The 16,730-nt window shown below is 73.2% G+C and carries 13 protein-coding genes; 9 read left to right on the plus strand and 4 right to left on the minus strand.

Annotated elements, in window-relative coordinates; translation table 11 throughout:
• Window positions 1–4: 4 nt before the first annotated feature.
• Together IE172_RS19340 and map are read right to left on the minus strand one after the other, a co-directional pair.
• Window positions 5–2,533 carry an ATP-dependent Clp protease ATP-binding subunit gene (locus IE172_RS19340; protein ID WP_190098493.1) on the minus strand — a complete coding sequence of 843 codons (2,529 nt, stop codon included), beginning with the start codon at window positions 2,531–2,533 and terminating at the stop codon, window positions 5–7.
• A 313-nt stretch (window positions 2,534–2,846) separates the two neighbouring features.
• The gene (map, locus tag IE172_RS19345; RefSeq protein ID WP_190098494.1) at window positions 2,847–3,620 is read right to left on the minus strand and encodes a type I methionyl aminopeptidase; all 774 of its coding nucleotides are present in this window, start codon (window positions 3,618–3,620) and stop codon (window positions 2,847–2,849) included.
• 33 nt (window positions 3,621–3,653) lie between these two features.
• Here map and IE172_RS19350 point away from each other — a divergent pair, with 33 nt between their 5' ends.
• The 9 genes from IE172_RS19350 to IE172_RS19390 all read left to right on the plus strand — a co-directional run bounded on the left by IE172_RS19350 (window position 3,654) and on the right by IE172_RS19390 (window position 14,594).
• Complete coding sequence (locus IE172_RS19350) at window positions 3,654–3,917, plus strand: helix-turn-helix domain-containing protein (RefSeq protein WP_190098495.1); 264 nt, start codon at window positions 3,654–3,656, stop codon at window positions 3,915–3,917.
• Window positions 3,918–4,017: 100 nt separating this feature from the next.
• Window positions 4,018–5,709 carry a hypothetical protein gene (locus tag IE172_RS19355; protein ID WP_190098496.1) on the plus strand — a complete coding sequence of 564 codons (1,692 nt, stop codon included), beginning with the start codon at window positions 4,018–4,020 and terminating at the stop codon, window positions 5,707–5,709.
• Window positions 5,710–5,879: 170 nt separating this feature from the next.
• Window positions 5,880–6,722, plus strand: coding sequence for a nitrilase-related carbon-nitrogen hydrolase (locus IE172_RS19360; RefSeq protein WP_190098497.1), 843 nt, complete (start codon window positions 5,880–5,882; stop codon window positions 6,720–6,722).
• Complete coding sequence (locus tag IE172_RS19365) at window positions 6,719–8,005, plus strand: aspartate aminotransferase family protein (RefSeq protein ID WP_190098498.1); 1,287 nt, start codon at window positions 6,719–6,721, stop codon at window positions 8,003–8,005. Before IE172_RS19360 ends, IE172_RS19365 begins: the two co-directional genes overlap by 4 nt.
• Before the next feature lie 28 nt (window positions 8,006–8,033).
• The gene (locus IE172_RS19370; protein WP_190098499.1) at window positions 8,034–9,593 is read left to right on the plus strand and encodes a PucR family transcriptional regulator; all 1,560 of its coding nucleotides are present in this window, start codon (window positions 8,034–8,036) and stop codon (window positions 9,591–9,593) included.
• Between the two features lie 156 nt (window positions 9,594–9,749).
• The gene (locus tag IE172_RS19375) at window positions 9,750–10,592 is read left to right on the plus strand and encodes a nitrilase-related carbon-nitrogen hydrolase (protein WP_190098500.1); all 843 of its coding nucleotides are present in this window, start codon (window positions 9,750–9,752) and stop codon (window positions 10,590–10,592) included.
• A 34-nt stretch (window positions 10,593–10,626) separates the two neighbouring features.
• Window positions 10,627–12,030, plus strand: coding sequence for a dihydropyrimidinase (gene hydA, locus IE172_RS19380; RefSeq protein WP_190098501.1), 1,404 nt, complete (start codon window positions 10,627–10,629; stop codon window positions 12,028–12,030).
• Between the two features lie 11 nt (window positions 12,031–12,041).
• On the plus strand, window positions 12,042–13,043 hold the full coding sequence (locus IE172_RS19385; RefSeq protein WP_190098502.1) for a TIGR03842 family LLM class F420-dependent oxidoreductase: 1,002 nt from the start codon (window positions 12,042–12,044) through the stop codon (window positions 13,041–13,043).
• Window positions 13,044–13,070: 27 nt separating this feature from the next.
• Entirely contained in the window at window positions 13,071–14,594 is a 1,524-nt protein-coding gene (locus IE172_RS19390) for an NCS1 family nucleobase:cation symporter-1 (protein ID WP_190098503.1), read from the plus strand.
• Window positions 14,595–14,614: 20 nt separating this feature from the next.
• Here the strand turns inward: IE172_RS19390 and IE172_RS19395 are convergent, their stop codons facing one another.
• Entirely contained in the window at window positions 14,615–15,538 is a 924-nt protein-coding gene (locus tag IE172_RS19395; RefSeq protein WP_190098504.1) for a CAP domain-containing protein, read from the minus strand.
• A 357-nt stretch (window positions 15,539–15,895) separates the two neighbouring features.
• Window positions 15,896–16,564, minus strand: a complete 669-nt coding sequence (locus IE172_RS19400) for a hypothetical protein (RefSeq protein ID WP_190098505.1) — start codon at window positions 16,562–16,564, stop codon at window positions 15,896–15,898.
• Window positions 16,565–16,730 lie beyond the last annotated feature (166 nt).

Here is a 16,730-nt window from a genome sequence, read left to right on the forward strand (position 1 = left end):
CGGCTCACAGTTCGGGCGCCGGCGTCTCCTGCGTACGGAACGTCAGGCGCCCGTCCTGCGCGTCCACGGTCACCCGGCCGCCCTCCTGGACGCGGCCGTCCAGGAGCAGCCGGGAGAGCTGGTTGTCGACCTCCCGCTGGATGGTGCGGCGCAGCGGCCGGGCGCCGTACTCGGGCTGGTAGCCGCGCTCGGCCAGCCAGTCCACGGCCGCGTCGGTGAAGTCGATCGCGATGTCCTGCCCCTTGAGCCCGCGCCGGGTGCCCTCCAGCAGCAGGTCGGTGATCCTCCGCAGCTCGTCCGCGGTCAGCTGGCGGAACACCACGATCTCGTCGATGCGGTTCAGGAACTCCGGCCGGAAGTGCTCCCGCAGCGGCCGCAGGATCTGCTCGCGCCGCGCCTCCTCGTCGGCGTCCGCGCCGCCGGACGCGAAACCGAGGGTGGCGCCGCGCCGGGTGATCGCCTCGGAACCGAGGTTGCTGGTCATCACGATGACCGTGTTGGTGAAGTCCACCGTGCGGCCCTGCGCGTCGGTCAGCCGCCCGTCGTCCAGCACCTGCAGCAGGATGTTGAAGACGTCCGGGTGGGCCTTCTCCACCTCGTCCAGCAGCAGCAGCGAGTAGGGGTGCCGGCGCACCACCTCGGTCAGCTGGCCGGCCTCCTCGTGCCCCACGTAGCCGGGCGGGGCACCCACCAGCCGGCTGACGGTGTGCCGCTCCTGGTACTCGCTCATGTCGAGCCGCACCATCCGGTCCTCGCTGCCGAACAGTGCCTCGGCGAGCGCCCGCGCCAGCTCCGTCTTGCCGACGCCCGTCGGTCCGAGGAACAGGAAGCTGCCGATCGGCCGGTCGGGGCTGGCGAGCCCCGCGCGGGAGCGCAGCACGGCGTCCGAGACGACCCGCACCGCCTCCTCCTGGCCGACGACGCGCTGGTGCAGGTGCTGTTCCAGGCCCAGCAGCCGGTCCTTCTCCTCCTCGGTGAGGCGGCTGACCGGGATGCCCGTCTGCCGGGCCACCACCTCGGCGATCGCCTCGGCGTCCACCCACAGGCTCTGGCCCTCGTCGACCTCGTCGCCGCCGCCGGCCTGGGCGATCCGCTCCTTCAGCTCCCCGATGCGGTCCCGCAGCCGCATCGCCTGCTCGTAACTCTCGTCGGCGACCGCCTGGTCCTTGTCGCAGGTGAGCTGCTCGACCTCGCGCTCCATGGCCCGTACGTCGGTGCCCTTGGTCCGGGCCCGCAGCCGCACCCGGGCGCCCGCCTGGTCGATGAGGTCGATGGCCTTGTCCGGCAGCCGGCGGTCGCTGAGGTAGCGGTCGGACAGCTCCACGGCGGCCACCAGCGCCTCGTCGGTGTAGCGCACCTGGTGGTGGGCCTCGTACCGGTCCCGCAGGCCGCGCAGGATCTCGATGGCGTCCGCGGGGGTGGGCTCCGGCACCATGATCGGCTGGAAGCGGCGGGCCAGCGCGGCGTCCTTCTCGATCCGGCGGTACTCCTCCAGCGTGGTCGCCCCGACGACGTGCAGTTCGCCGCGGGCGAGGGCCGGCTTGAGGATGTTGCCGGCGTCCATCGAACCGCCCTCGCCGCCGCCTCCGGCGCCGACGACGGTGTGCAGCTCGTCGATGAAGACGATCAGCTGGTCGGAGTGGGAGCGGATCTCCTCCACGATGGTGTTCATCCGCTCCTCGAAGTCGCCCCGGTAGCGGGTCCCGGCGACGACCGCCGTCAGGTCGAGGGCGATCACGCGCCGGCCGAGGAGCACGTCGGGGACGTCGCCCTCGGCGATCCGCTGGGCCAGCCCCTCGACGACGGCGGTCTTGCCGACACCCGCGTCACCGATCAGCACCGGGTTGTTCTTGCCGCGCCGGGAGAGCACCTCGACGGTCTGCTCGATCTCCTCGTCCCGTCCGATCACGGGGTCGATGCGGCCCTCGCGGGCCATCGAGGTGAGGTCACGGCCGTACTTGTCCAGGGTCGGGGTGCCCGTGGCGGGACGGGGGCGCTCGGCGCGCGGCTGCCGGTCCTCCGGGGCCTCCGGCGGGGGAGAGGGGGCGTAGCGGGCGGCGTGCAGGATGTGCCCGGCGGCCGAGTCCGGGTTGGCGGCCAGGGCGCTGAGCACGTGCTCGGGGCCGATGTAGCCGACGCCGCTCGCGCGGGCCATCTCGTGCGCGTCCAGGAGCGCACGCTTGACGGCGGGGGTGAGGGACAGCGAGGTCGGCGGCGGGGCATCGCCCGGGGCGTGCTGGGCCGGGCCCGACCGGTCGTCGATCTCGGACGCCAGCGAGTCCGGGTCCGCGCCCGCCCTGCTGAGCAGACTCCGGGTCGGCTCGGCGGAGAGGGCGGCGCGCAGGAGGTGCTGGGTGTCCAGATCACGGCTGCCGTGCTCGGCGGCGTACTGGGCGGCGCCGCGCACCAGTTCGCGGGCCGGCTGGCTGAGGAGCCTGCCGATGTCGATCTGGCGGGGGCGCTGTCCGCCGAAGAAGCGGGCGAGGAATTCTGCGAACGGGTCACCCTCCGGGCCGACGAAACCACTCGTCATCGTCATCCGTTCCTTCGCTGGGTCGACGTGCCGGGCCCGGGTAACCCGGCCGGGGCTCGCTCATGCCCACGATGACACGATCCGTGGGGGCGGGCATGTCCGCCGGCGCGGGCACCCTGCCGTCTCCGCCGCCGCCCGGGCGCCCCCGGCGTCGACGCCGGGGAGGTCAGGGCGTAGCGCCCCCTGCCGGCCACCCGGGGAGCGGCGCGGAGGCCGTCGGGGTGGACCGTACCGGCGACGGAACGGCGCGAGCGGCCCCGTCCCGGCGTCCCGGCGGGCCGCCCCGCCCGCCGTGACGCCGCCCGCCGCGCGGCTACGGCACCCGGGCGGTGAGGACACGGGGTCCCGCCCCGGTGATCGCCACCGTGTGCTCGGCGTGCGCCGCGCGGGAACCGTCGTGCGTGCGCAGGGTCCAGCCGTCACGGTCGGCGTACCACTCGTCGCCGCCGCCGGCGAGGAGCATCGGCTCGATCGCGAGCGCCATCCCGTGCCGCAGCGGCATGCCCCGGCCCGGCCGCCCCTCGTTCGGCACGGACGGGTCCTCGTGCATGCGGCGGCCGATGCCGTGCCCGCCGAAGCCGTCCATGATCCCGTACCCCGCCTCGCGGCACACCGTGCCGATCGCGTGCGCGATGTCGCCGATGCGGTTGCCGACGACGGCCGCCCCGATGCCCGCCGCGAGCGCCCGCTCGGTGGTCTCGATCAGCCGGACGTCCGCCGGACGTGGGGTGCCGACGGTGAAGCTGATCGCCGAGTCGCCGACCCAGCCGCCCAGTTCGGCCCCGCAGTCGAGGGAGACGAGGTCGCCGTCGCGCAGCCGGTAGCCGTCCGGGATGCCGTGCACGATCGCGTCGTTCACGGACGCGCAGATCACGGCGGGGAACGGGGTCGGCGCGAAGGTGGGCCGGTAGCCCAGGAAGGGGGAGGTCGCGCCCGCCGCGCTGAGCACGTCCCGCGCCACCTCGTCCAGTTCCAGCAGGGAGACGCCCACGCCGGCGGCCTTCCGCGCGGCCGTCAGCGCGCTCGCCACGACCTGGCCGGCCTCGTGCATGGCATCGATCGATGTGTCGGTCTTGAGTTCCACCATGCCAATTACTATACCGGTATTAGAATGGTGCCCATGGTGCGCACCCCCTTGACCCCGGAAGAGCGCGAACGCGGCGAGCGGCTCGGCCGGCTGCTGCGCGACGCGCGCGGCAGCCGCAGCATGACCGACGTGGCGGCGGGCGCCGGCCTCTCCGCGGAGACCCTCCGCAAGATCGAGACGGGCCGGGCCCCGACCCCCGCGTTCTTCACGGTGGCCGCCCTGGCGGCCGAGCTGGGCCTGTCCATGGACGAACTGGTGGGCCGCTGCGCGCCGCCGAGCACGTCGATCGCCGCCTGAGCCGGGCCGCATCCCGCCGGAAAACTCCGCGTAGCGCCGCCGTAACACGACGGGTGTTACCTACGGATCCGAGTGCTGGAGGATCTGGCGGGGGTTGGGTATGAAGGCGGAGCAACTCCCTTACGCCGTGCGGGAGTTCGCGGACCATCTGCGGGCGCTGCTGGCGCGCGTCGACCGCTACGACGGTTGGTGCCCGGTGTTCTGGCAGCGGGACCCCGAGGGCATGCGGGCCTGGGTCGAGGGGCGTGAACCGCCGCCCTGGGACATGGTGGAGGCACTTCTCCACGACCTCGCCGCCGCGCACGGTCCGGCAGCCGCCGAGGCCGAGGTGCCGCGTGCCCGTGCCCTGCACACGGCCGCGCTGGCCGCGTACGACGCCCGGCCGGGCGCGCGGGCGGCCCTGAGCGGCCGGCTGGACGTCGTGCTGCGCGAGCGGCGGTACGCGGCGCGGCGCAGGACGGAACTCGCCCGCGAACTCGCCGCCGCCACCACCTCCGAGGCGGCCCGCGCCCTCCGCGCCGGTCTCGCCTGGGCCGACGACGACCACCGGCGCGCGACGGCCCGCTGTGCGGAGATCACGGCCCGCCTCCGCTCCCTCGACCGGCACACCCCCGGGGCGGAGCCCTTACCGCCACCGTCCGCACGCCACGAGATCCGCCTGCGTGCCCCCGCACCCGCCCGCACGTCCGCCGCCGCAGCCGACCGCACGTCCGCCGCCGCCCCCGGCCCGGCCCGCGTGACCGGGGAGCGTCCGGCGCCGGTCCCGCCCGAAGCACCGGCGTTCTCCGCCGGTCCCGGCTCGTTCCACGCGGGGCGGGGGAGCGACGCACCAGGGTTCCCCGCCGGAACCGGGCCGGCACCCGGGGCCCCCGGCCCCACCGCGCCGGACGGCCGTGAACCCGCCTTGGGCGCCGGCGCGTCGGGGACCGCGCCCCTGAACGGGCCGGCTGCCCGGCGCGACGGCGGGGATCCGACCCCGGCGGGCCCCGGCCCCGGTCACGACGCCGGCCGCGCCGACCCCCGGCCGGACGGTGCCGGTCCCGTGCGTCCCCCCGCCCCCGCGCCGCCTGTCACCAGGGCGCGCGGGCGGCGGCGAGGCGGTGCGCGGTTCGCCGGGGTGGGGGACGAGGAGACGGGAGCCGTCGTCGTGCCGCCCGTCGCCGCCCGGGCCGTCCCCGCCTCCCGCGGTGCGCGGTTCGCCGGGGCCGGCGAGGCGCCGGGCGAGGGCGCGGCGTCCTGGAGCGAGCGGCCCGCCGGCGAGGCCGACCGGCAGGAGGTCGCCCGCACCGTGGCCGAGCTGACACGGCTGCGGGCCGAGGGGCGGAGCGGGGAGGCCCACGCCCTGCTGACCGAGGCGGCGGCCTCGCCCGCCGCACGCTTCCCGCTGTTCGCCGACGCGATGCGGCGGGCCGGGCTCGGCGCCGACTGGACGACCCTGCTGTGGGAGGCCGCGGCCGCGCTGCCCGCCGACCGGCTCGTCGTCGCCGCCGACGCGCTCACCAGGGCGGGCCACGCGGCCGACGGCGAGCGCCTCCTGAGGCACGGCGTCGTACGCCCGGCGGACGAGATCGGGCGGGCCGCACTCGCCCTGGACGCGCAGGCACGGCACCGCGAGGTCCGGGCGCTGCTCGACGCCTGCGTCCGCATGCGCACCCCGGCGGACGCGGCCGGCGCGGCCGCCGCCGATCCCCGAAGGCTCGTCCCGCTGCTCCTCACCGTGTCCCGGGACGTCTCCGAGACGCGGCACCGGGATCTGCTGTACGCCCTCCGCGTCGCGGGCCTCGCCCTCTGACCGGGAACCGGCGGCCCGGCCGGCTCACCCACCGGGGTGTCAAACACGATCGACTCCGCGGCCGCCACGACGATGGTCTTGGCAAGGCCGTCCGAGGGGCTTACGTTCGTCCCTCTACGACCCGTTTCTACGGGTGTAGAGGCGCTGACGTCGCGTCGAAGGAGCAGTTCATGACCAACGTCGTACGTGCCGCTCTGGTCCAGGCGACCTGGACCGGCGACACCGAGTCCATGCTGGCGAAACACGAGGAGCACGCCCGCGAGGCGGCCCGGCGGGGCGCGAAGGTCATCGGATTCCAGGAGGTGTTCAACGCCCCCTACTTCTGCCAGGTCCAGGACCCCGCGCACCACCGCTGGGCCGAACCCGTCCCCGACGGCCCCACCACCCGCCGGATGCGGGAACTGGCCCGCGAGACCGGCATGGTCGTCGTCGCGCCGGTGTTCGAGGTCGAACAGCCGGGCCACTCCTACAACACCGCCGCCGTGATCGACGCCGACGGCACCGTCCTCGGCAAGTACCGCAAGCACCACATCCCCCAGGTCGAGGGCTTCTGGGAGAAGTTCTACTTCCGTCCCGGCAACCTCGGCTGGCCCGTCTTCGACACCGCCGTCGGCAAGGTCGGCGTCTACATCTGCTACGACCGCCACTTCCCCGAGGGCTGGCGGCAACTGGGACTCAACGGCGCCCAGTTGGTCTACAACCCGTCCGCCACCCACCGCGGTCTGTCCGCCCACCTCTGGCGTCTGGAGCAGCCGGCCGCGGCCGTCGCCAACGAGTACTTCGTCGCCGCCATCAACCGCGTCGGGGTGGAGGAGTACGGGGACAACGACTTCTACGGCACCTCGTACTTCGTCGACCCGCGCGGACAGTTCGTCGGCGACGTCGCCGACGACAGCAAGGAGGAACTCGTGGTACGGGACCTGGACTTCGACCTCATCGAAGAAGTACGGCAGCAGTGGGCCTTCTACCGGGACCGCCGCCCCGACGCCTACGAGGGGCTGGTGCGGCCGTGACCGACGACCTGCTGGGCCGCCACCGCTCCGTCCTCCCCGACTGGCTCGCCCTCTACTACGAGCACCCCATCGAGATCACCCACGGCGAGGGACGCCACGTCTGGGACGCCGACGGCAACCGCTACCTCGACTTCTTCGGCGGCATCCTCACCACCATGACCGCCCACGCCCTGCCCGAGATCACCAAGGCGGTGAGCGACCAGGCCGGGCGGATCGTCCACTCCTCCACCCTCTACCTCAACCGGCCGATGGTCGAACTCGCCGAGCGCATCGCCAAGCTGAGCGGCATCCCGGACGCCCGGGTCTTCTTCACCACCTCCGGCACCGAGGCCAACGACACCGCCCTGCTGCTCGCCACCACCTACCGGCGCAGCAACACGGTCCTGGCGATGCGCAACAGCTACCACGGCCGCTCCTTCAGCTCGGTCGGCATCACCGGCAACCGCGGCTGGTCCCCGACCTCCCTCTCCCCGCTCCAGACGCTCTACGTGCACGGCGGGGTGCGCACCCGGGGCCCCTTCGCCGCCCTGGACGACTACGACTACGTCGCGGCCTGCGTCGACGACCTCAAGGACCTCCTCGGCCACACCCGCCCGCCCGCCGCGCTGATCGCCGAACCCATCCAGGGCGTCGGCGGCTTCACCTCACCGCCCGACGGGCTGTACGCGGCCTTCCGCGAGGTGCTGCACGAGCGGGGCATCCTGTGGATCGCCGACGAGGTGCAGACCGGCTGGGGCCGCACCGGCGAGCACTTCTGGGGCTGGCAGGCCCACGGCCGCAGCGGCCCGCCCGACATGCTGACCTTCGCCAAGGGCATCGGCAACGGCATGTCCATCGGCGGGGTCGTCGCCCGCTCCGAGATCATGAACTGCCTGGACGCCAACAGCATCTCCACCTTCGGCGGCACCCAGATCACCATGGCCGCGGGCCTCGCCAACCTCACCTACCTGCTCGAACACGACCTGCAGGGCAACGCCCGCCGGGTCGGCGGCCTGCTCATCCAGCGGCTGCGGGCCGCCGCCGCCCAGGTCCCGGCCGTACGGGAAGTGCGCGGACGCGGACTGATGATCGGCATCGAGCTGACGCGACCCGGCACCGACCGGGCCGACCCCGAGGCGGCGTCCGCCGTCCTGGAGGCGGCCCGCGAGGGCGGCCTGCTCATCGGCAAGGGCGGCGGGCACGACACCAGCGCCCTGCGCGTCGCCCCGCCGCTGTCCCTCAACGTCGCGGAGGCGGAGGAGGGCGCCGACATCCTCGAACGCGCCCTGCGGAGCATCCGGTAGGAGCGGTACCCGACAGGAGGACGCTGCCATGACCACCTGGGAGCCACCCGCACCGGCCCTCTCCGTCCGGCAGGTCCTCGCCCTGGAGCGGGTGCTCGCCGGGGAGCCCGAGGTGGTGGCCGGAGCGGGCCGGCTGGACCGGCCCGTGCGCTGGGTGCACGTCGCCGAGGCCGCCGACGTCGGGGTGATGCTCAGCGGCGGCGAGATGGTCCTCACCACGGGGGTGCTGCTCGCCGGTGACGAGGGCAAGCAGGCCGAGTACGTCCGGTCCCTGCACCGCGCGGAGGCGTCCGCCGTGGTCCTCGGACTCGGCCGCGCGTTCCCGGCCCCGCCGGAGGCCATGCGACGCGCGGCGGAGCGGTGCGGGCTGCCCCTGGTGGTCCTCCACCGCCCCTTCCCCTTCGCCCAGCTGACCGAGGAGGTGCAGTCCCGTCTGGTGCGGCGCAAGTTCGCCGCCGTCAGCCTCTCCGAGGCCGTGCGCACCCGACTCACCGCGCTGATCACCACCGGAGCCCCGCTGCAGCGCCTGCTCGACGAGGTCGCCCGGCACAGCGGCTGCCCCGTCGTCGTCGCCAACCTCGCCCACCGCGTCCTCGGCACGGCGGGGGAACGGCCGGCCGTGGACGACGTCCTGCGCGACTGGGAACGCGTCGCCCGGCAGGCCGGCGCCGGCGAGGGCGACGGCTGGATCCGCGCCGAGCTCGGCGGGCGGGGCGAGCGGTGGGGCCGGATCGTGCTGTGCGGCTACCGGGGCGACACCGCCACCGGGCGGCTCCTCGCCGACCGTGCCGCCGAGGCCCTGGTGCTGCACCGCATGCTCGGCGGTTCCGCCCGCTCCTGGGAGGAACAGTCCGCGCGGAGCCTGCTGACCGACCTGGCCGGCGGTGTCGTACCGGCCGGACACCTGCTGCCCCGGGCGCGCGCCGCCGGGCTGCCGGTGAACCGGCGCACCTTCGTGCCGCTCGTCGTACGGGGCCGGGACGCCGCCCGGCTCGACCGCGTGCTGCGCCTGCTGGGACTGCCCGGCATCGCCGCCGAACTGACCGGCACGGCGACCGCCGTGCTGCTCAGCCTCGCCCGCGACCAGGACGCCGACGCCCTCACCGGCCACTTCGCCGCACGGCTGCGCGCCGAACCGGGGGCCGCGCCCGTCGTGGTGGCGGCGGCCGGCGCCCGCACCTCCTTCGACGACGTGCCCGCCGGACTGCGCGAGGCCCGGCACGTCGCGGACGCCGTGGCCGGCTCCGCCGCCGCGCTCGACCTGCCGCCCGTGGTGCGCCTGCACGACGTCCATCTGCGCGGACTGATCCGGCTGCTGCGGGACGACCCGCAGGTGCAGTCCTTCGCGGAGAGGGAGCTGGACGGCCTGCTGCGCGATCCGGACGAGGACCTGCTGTCCGTGCTGCGCACCTACCTCGCCACCGGCCGCAACAAGTCCCGCACCGCCCAGCTCCACCACGTCTCCCGGCCCGCCCTCTACCGCCGGCTGGAAGCGATACAGGCCCGCCTGGGCGTGGACCTCGACGACTTCGAACAGGCCGCCTCGGTCCACATCGCGCTGCTCGCGCACGACGCGCAACAACGCTGAGACAAGCGACCCACCTGCGACGACGGCGGTGAGACATGGGCCCGTCGACGGGTGACACGGTGACACGCCGCACCCCCGCGGACGTGACACGGTGCACCTCACGGCCGGCCCGTCCCCTCCCTAGGCTCACCGCACACCGAGCGACCGGAGGTCCCGATGAGCCGAGTGATCCGTGCCGCCGTCTTCCAGACCGCCTGGACCGGCGACAAGGAATCGATGATCCAGGTCCACGAGCAGGCCGCCCGCGACGCCGCCGCCCAGGGCGCCCAGGTCCTGTGCTTCCAGGAACTGTTCTACGGACCGTACTTCTGCCAGGTACAGGACCCCGCCTTCTACGCGTACGCCGAACGCGTCCCCGACGGGCCGATCGTCCGGCGCTTCCAGGCCCTCGCCCGGGAGCTGGGCCTCGTCCTGGTGCTGCCGATGTACGAGGAGGAACAGCCCGGCGTCCTCTACAACACGGCCGCGGTGATCGACGCCGACGGCTCCTACCTCGGCAAGTACCGCAAGACGCACATCCCGCAGGTGAAGGGCTTCTGGGAGAAGTTCTACTTCCGTCCCGGCAACAGCGGCTGGCCCGTCTTCGACACCGCCGCCGGCCGGATCGGCGTCTACATCTGCTACGACCGGCACTTCCCCGAGGGCTGGCGCGCGCTCGGCCTCGCCGGAGCCGAGATCGTCTTCAACCCCTCGGCCACCTCACGCGGACTGTCCGGCTACCTCTGGCAGCTGGAACAGCCCGCGGCGGCCGTCGCCAACGAGTACTTCGTCGGCGCCATCAACCGGGTGGGCGTGGAGGAGTACGGCGACAACGACTTCTACGGCACGAGCTACTTCGTCGACCCCGAGGCCCGGTTCGCCGGCGAACCGGCGAGCGACAAGGAGACCGAACTCGTCGTCCGCGACCTGGACCTGGACCGACTCCGCGAGGTCCGCGACCGCTGGCAGTTCTACCGCGACCGCGCCCCCGGCGCCTACGGGCCGCTGACCGCACCCTGACAGCAGCACCGACCACGCGAGGAGAGGGAGCACCATGAGCAGCCGTACCGTCATCCGCGGCGGCCTCGTCATCACCGCCTCCGACGAGATCCACGCCGACGTCCTGATCGAGGACGGCCGCATCGCCGCCCTCGCCGCCTCCGGCACCCCCGCCGCCCGGGCGTTCACCGCCGACCGCACCCTCGACGCCACCGGGAAGTACGTCATCCCCGGCGGCGTCGACGCGCACACCCACATGGAGCTGCCGTTCGGCGGCACCTTCGCCTCCGACACCTTCGAGACGGGCACCCGGGCCGCCGCCTGGGGCGGCACGACCACCATCGTCGACTTCGCCGTGCAGAGCGTCGGCCGCACCCTGCGCGAAGGACTCGACGCCTGGCACGCCAAGGCCGAGGGCAACTGCGCCGTCGACTACGCGTTCCACATGATCGTCTCCGACGTCAACGCCGGGACACTGAAGGAGATGGACCTCCTCGTGGAGGAGGGAGTCACCTCCTTCAAGCAGTTCATGGCCTATCCGGGCGTCTTCTACTCCGACGACGGCCAGATCCTGCGCGCCATGCAGCGCTCCGCCGACAACGGCGGGCTGATCATGATGCACGCCGAGAACGGCATCGCCATCGACGTCCTCGTCGAACAGGCCCTCGACCGCGGGGAGACCGACCCCCGCTTCCACGGCGAGGTCCGCAAGGCCCTCCTCGAGGCCGAGGCCACCCACCGCGCCATCCGGCTCGCCCAGGTGGCGGGCGCCCCGCTGTACGTCGTGCACGTCTCCGCCACCGAGGCCGTCGCCGAACTCGCCCGTGCCCGCGACGACGGCCTGAACGTGTTCGGCGAGACCTGCCCGCAGTACCTGTTCCTGTCCACCGACAACCTCGCCGAACCGGACTTCGAGGGCGCCAAGTACGTGTGCAGCACCCCGCTCAGGCCGCGGGAGCACCAGGCGGCCCTCTGGCGGGGCCTGCGCACCAACGACCTGCAGGTGGTCTCCACCGACCACTGCCCCTTCTGCTTCACCGGCCAGAAGGAACTCGGCCGCGGCGACTTCTCCAGGATCCCTAACGGGCTCCCGGGCGTGGAGAACCGCATGGACCTGCTCCACCAGGCCGTCCTCGACGGGCACATCTCCCGCCGCCGCTGGATCGAGATCGCCTGCGCCACCCCGGCCCGGATGTTCGGCCTCTACCCGAAGAAGGGCACCGTCGCACCGGGCGCCGACGCCGACGTCGTGATCTACGACCCGGCCGCCGAGCAGGTCATCTCCGCCGAGACCCACCACATGAACGTCGACTACTCGGCCTACGAGGGCAAACGGGTCACCGGCCGGGTGGAGACCGTCCTCTCGCGCGGGGTCCCCGTCATCACCGGCCGGGAGTACACCGGGCGCGCCGGACACGGTGTCTACACCCCGCGTTCCACCTGCCAGTACCTCACCTAGGAGCACCGCGCATGGACTTCGGACTCGTACTGCAGACCGACCCGCCGGCCTCGCGGGTGGTCAGCCTGATGAGGCGCGCCGAACGCAACGGCTTCACCCACGGCTGGACCTTCGACTCGGCCGTGCTGTGGCAGGAACCCTTCGTCATCCACAGCCAGATCCTCGCCCACACCACGCGGCTGAAGGTCGGCCCGATGGTCACCAACCCGGGCACCCGCACCTGGGAGGTCACTGCCTCCACCTTCGCCACCCTCAACGACATGTACGGCAACCGCACCGTCTGCGGCATCGGCCGCGGCGACTCCGCGATGCGTGTCGCCGGACGCAGACCGAACTCCCTGGCCCGCCTCGGGGAGGCGGTCGACGCGATCCGGGACCTCGCCGAAGGACGCGAGGCCGAGGTCGACGGGCAGCCGCTGCGCATCCCGTGGGTGCGCGACGGGAAGCTGCCCGTCTGGATGGCCGCGTACGGGCCGAAGGCACTCGCCCTCACCGGCCGCAAGGCCGACGGCTTCATCCTGCAGCTCGCCGACCCGTACCTGACCGAGTGGATGGTGAAGGCCGTACGCGCGGCGGCCGTCGAGGCGGGCCGCGATCCCGCCTCCGTCACCGTCTGCGTCGCCGCCCCCGCCTACGTCGGCGACGACCTGGCGCACGCCCGCGAGCAGTGCCGCTGGTTCGGCGGCATGGTCGGCAACCACGTCGCCGACCTGGTCGACCGCTACGGCGAGCACTCCGGCATGGTCCCCGAGGCGCTGACCGCGTACATCAAGGGACGGCACGGCTACGACTACAGCCACCACGGCCGGGCCGGCAACCCGTCCACGGACTTCGTGCCCGACGAGATCGTCGACCGGTTCTGCCTGCTCGGCCCGCCCGAGGCGCACATCGAGAAGCTGAAGGTGCTGCGCGAGCTGGGCGTGGACCAGTTCGCCGTCTACGACATGCACGACGCGCAGGAGACGACGATCGACGCGTACGGCGCGGAGATCATCCCGGCACTCGACCGCTGACCGGTACCACCGCCGAAGGACACGCCCATGGCCGCGACCGTCCCGCCCACGCCGTCCGACAGACCGATACCCGACCCGGCGGGACGCGTCGAACTCCCGCCGGGCACCGAACTCACCGACGGCCGCTTCGTCAACGACGACCTGCTGCCCGTGCCGCTGGCCCGCCGCCGCTGGACGACGTACAACTTCACCGCGCTGTGGGTGGGGATGGCGCACAACATCCCCTCCTGGCTGCTCGCCTCCGGCCTGGTCGCGCTGGGCATGGACTGGAAGCAGGCCGTCCTCACCATCGCGCTCGCCAACGTGATCGTGCTCGCGCCGATGCTGCTCACCGGTCACGCCGGCCCCAAGTACGGCATTCCGTTCCCGGTGCTGGCCCGGGCCTCCTTCGGGCTGCGCGGCGCCAACCTGCCGGCGATGATCCGTGCCGGGGTGGCGTGCGCCTGGTTCGGCATCCAGACCTGGATCGGCGGCCAGGGCATCTTCGTGCTGCTCGGCAAGATCTTCGGCGGCTGGGCCGAGGCGTCGGAGGTCGGCGGCCGGCCGTGGACGCTGTGGGTGTGCTTCGTGCTGTTCTGGGCGCTCGAACTGGCCATCATCTACCGGGGGATGGAGACCCTGCGGCGGTTCGAGAACTGGGCAGCGCCGTTCGTCATCGTCGGCGCGCTGGTGCTGCTGGCCTGGATCGCGCACAAGGCGGGCGGTCTCGGTCCGCTGCTCGACCAGCCGTCACGGCTCGGCTGGGGCGCCGACTTCTGGCCGGTGTTCTTCCCCTCCCTCATGGGCATGATCGCCTTCTGGTCGACCCTGAGCCTGAACATCCCCGACTTCACCCGCTTCGGCGCGGGCCAGCGCGCCCAGGTGTGGGGGCAGACGCTCGGACTGCCCACGACCATGACCCTGTTCGCGCTGCTGTCCGTGTTCGTCACCTCCGGCTCGCAGGCGGTGTACGGGGCCCCGGTGTGGGACCCCGTCGCACTCGCCGCCAGGACCGACAACGTCTTCGGACTGCTCTTCGCGCTGGTGACGGTCCTCGTCGCCACCATCTCGGTGAACATCGCGGCCAACGTGGTCTCACCGGCGTACGACCTGGCGAACCTGGCACCGCGCGTCATCAGTTTCCGCACCGGGGCCCTGATCACCGGGGTCGTCGGCGTGGTGATCATGCCGTGGAAGCTCACCGAGACGCCCGAGCTGTACATCTTCACCTGGCTCGGCCTGGTCGGCGGGCTGCTCGGCACCGTCGCCGGCATCCTCGTCGCCGACTACTGGATCGTCCGCCGCACCGCCCTGGACCTGCCCGGCCTGTACACACCCGGCGGACGCTACTGGTACCGCTCCGGCTGGAACCCGCGCGCGGTCGCCGCCTTCCTGATCGGCGGCGTGCTCGCGGTGGGCGGGTCCCACTCCGCCCCCGGCAAGGGTCCCTTCCCGGAGGGCGGACTGATCCCCTTCCTGAAGCCCCTCGCGGACTACGGCTGGGCGGTGGGACTCGCGGCGTCACTGCTGGTGTACGTGGCGCTGATGGCCGGGCACCGGCGGCGCGCCTGAGCGGACGACCGCCACCGGTCCTACCGGGCCGTGCCGAAGTCCTGCGTCCAGTAGTTGCCGGGCTGCGCGAGGCCGACACCGATCTCCTCGAAGGAGCAGTTGAGGATGTTCGCCTTGTGGCCGGGGCTGGTCATCCAGCCGTTCATGACCTGCTCGGGGGTGGAGTAGCCGTAGGCGACGTTCTCGCCGTAGGTGCTCCAGGTGTAGCCGGCGCGGGTGATGCGGGCGCCGGGGTCGGAGCCGTCGGAGCCGGTGTGCGACATGGTGCCGCTCGCCGCCATGTCCTCGCTGTGTTTCTGGGCGGCCTGCGTCAGGGTGGTGTTCACCTTCACGGCGGAGCAACCGACCTTGGCACGCTCGGCGTTGACGAGCTGGACGACCCGGGCGACGGTGCCGGACGCGGCGGGGGCCGAGGTCGTGGCGCCGGGCTTCGGGGCGGCGGTAGTGGGCTCGGGAGCGGCCGTCGAGGGCTTCGGAGCGGCCGTGGTGGGCTTCGGAGCGGCCGTCGTGGGTCCGGGCGCGGCCGTCGTCGGTTCGGGAGCCGTGGTGGGCGTGGTGGTCGGACGGGAGGCGGGTGTCCCGGGGGCCGCCTTCGCCGGCTTCCGTGACGGCTCGCGTGACGTGTGCGACGGCTCCCGGTCGCCCGGCTCGGTGGTGCTGGGCGCCGGGGTGCCGGACTTCGAAGGGCTCGGGGTCGCGGCCGGCGTGTCCGACGGGACCGGCGAGGGCTTGCCGTGCTGCTGGCCGCTCCACTGGCGGTACCAGTCGGGGCCGCCCCACCGGTCGTGGTCCGCGGCCCGGGCGGAGTCGTCACGGCTCTGCCGTTCCCCGCCGCCGGGCCAGTCGGTACAGGCCATGGCGACCGAGGGTATGCCTATGACGCCGACGGCGATCGCCGTGACGATCGTGCGGCGGTACTGCTTGTGATGGCGGTGCTTTCCCATGTGTGACCTCACCCCTGCTGTCCGGAGGCTGGTCATTCTTGGGACGGCCCGGCGCGGGGCGCAAAGGGCCTTTCTACTAACAGGAGCCGTAGGCCCGTGCGGGCCTTGCGGTGCCCGGGAGAGCGTGCCGACCTCCGGTGACGGGCCCCCGGTGACACCTGCCGCCTCGTCAGGAGGCCCCGCGCGGCGCAGGAGTCCCGCCTTCCGGTTCCCCGCCGGACGACCACCCGCCCGGGCCGGGGGCGGTTTCACGGCAAGACGGACAAGTCCCCCATGTCGCCGGGGCGGTTTCTACTAAGCGACCCGCGCAGATCGGAAACGCGGTGTGACAGATGTCACGGAACCATCAACTCCGGATCACTCCGGCGCGTTCCCCAGCGCGGCGACCGCCTCCTTGGCGGCCTTGATCGCGCCCTTGTTGATCTCGTCCGTGGCCGGCGCCTTCTTCGACTCGAAGTCGCTGCCGTTGTACGTCACGATCACCAGCGCGTTGGAGGCCCGTGCCAGCACCACGCCCTCTCGCGTCTGCTGCTTGTCCTCGGTGGTGAGGTTCACGACGGAGTAGGCGGCGTCCCCGAGCCCGGGCACCTCGCCCCCGCCGCTCTTCTCCTCCAGCCGCCCCTGGTACGACCGCTCCGCCGCCTCGTCCGACGCCAGCACCTCGTAGGACACGTCGAGCCACCGGTACTCGTAGCCCTTGAGGGCGTTCCAGGAGCAGGTGCGGCGCAGCTTGGTGTCCGTGGACGGTATCTCCTTGCCGGCCGTCTTGGCGCCCGGCACGAGGGACTTGACGCTCGCCTCGGCGATGCTGCCGCACGGTGCGGGCGCGGCGGCGTAGGTCTTCGCCGGCGCCTGGGTCTCCGAGGGGGCGGACGAGGACTGGGTCCTCGTCTTCTCGGTCGGCTTGTCCGCGGCGGCCTCCGGCGCGGACAGCGGGCCGGAGGACAGCGCCCATCCCGCCGCGGCGAGGACGACCACCGGGGACAGGCGCGCGGTCAGGGCGATCGGCAGAGGAAAGGAACGCACGGCGCACTTCTCGTGGGGTTGGTGCGGAAGGGGTCCGCACTGCGGACGGGACGCCAGTGTCACACGCATTGTGGTGGCGCGGAAGCCTCAACTCGCTCCGTAGGCGCGTGGTGACGGGGGCGTACCGTCCGGGGCGGCCGGTTGCTTCGATTCCTCTGGAAAACAG

Source organism: Streptomyces griseoflavus, assembly GCF_014649995.1.
In the GTDB taxonomy this organism is placed as follows: Bacteria; Actinomycetota; Actinomycetes; order Streptomycetales; family Streptomycetaceae; genus Streptomyces; species Streptomyces griseoflavus.

Coding starts and splice junctions, on each gene's coding strand:
- IE172_RS19375 (WP_190098500.1), top strand. CDS start 9,750: ATGAGCCGAGTGATCCGTGCCGCCGTCTTCCAGACCGCCTGGACCGGC.
- hydA (WP_190098501.1), top strand. CDS start 10,627: ATGAGCAGCCGTACCGTCATCCGCGGCGGCCTCGTCATCACCGCCTCC.
- IE172_RS19350 (WP_190098495.1), top strand. CDS start 3,654: ATGGTGCGCACCCCCTTGACCCCGGAAGAGCGCGAACGCGGCGAGCGG.
- IE172_RS19360 (WP_190098497.1), top strand. CDS start 5,880: ATGACCAACGTCGTACGTGCCGCTCTGGTCCAGGCGACCTGGACCGGC.
- IE172_RS19340 (WP_190098493.1), bottom strand. CDS start 2,533: ATGACGAGTGGTTTCGTCGGCCCGGAGGGTGACCCGTTCGCAGAATTC.
- map (WP_190098494.1), bottom strand. CDS start 3,620: ATGGTGGAACTCAAGACCGACACATCGATCGATGCCATGCACGAGGCC.
- IE172_RS19385 (WP_190098502.1), top strand. CDS start 12,042: ATGGACTTCGGACTCGTACTGCAGACCGACCCGCCGGCCTCGCGGGTG.
- IE172_RS19355 (WP_190098496.1), top strand. CDS start 4,018: ATGAAGGCGGAGCAACTCCCTTACGCCGTGCGGGAGTTCGCGGACCAT.
- IE172_RS19370 (WP_190098499.1), top strand. CDS start 8,034: ATGACCACCTGGGAGCCACCCGCACCGGCCCTCTCCGTCCGGCAGGTC.
- IE172_RS19395 (WP_190098504.1), bottom strand. CDS start 15,538: ATGGGAAAGCACCGCCATCACAAGCAGTACCGCCGCACGATCGTCACG.
- IE172_RS19390 (WP_190098503.1), top strand. CDS start 13,071: ATGGCCGCGACCGTCCCGCCCACGCCGTCCGACAGACCGATACCCGAC.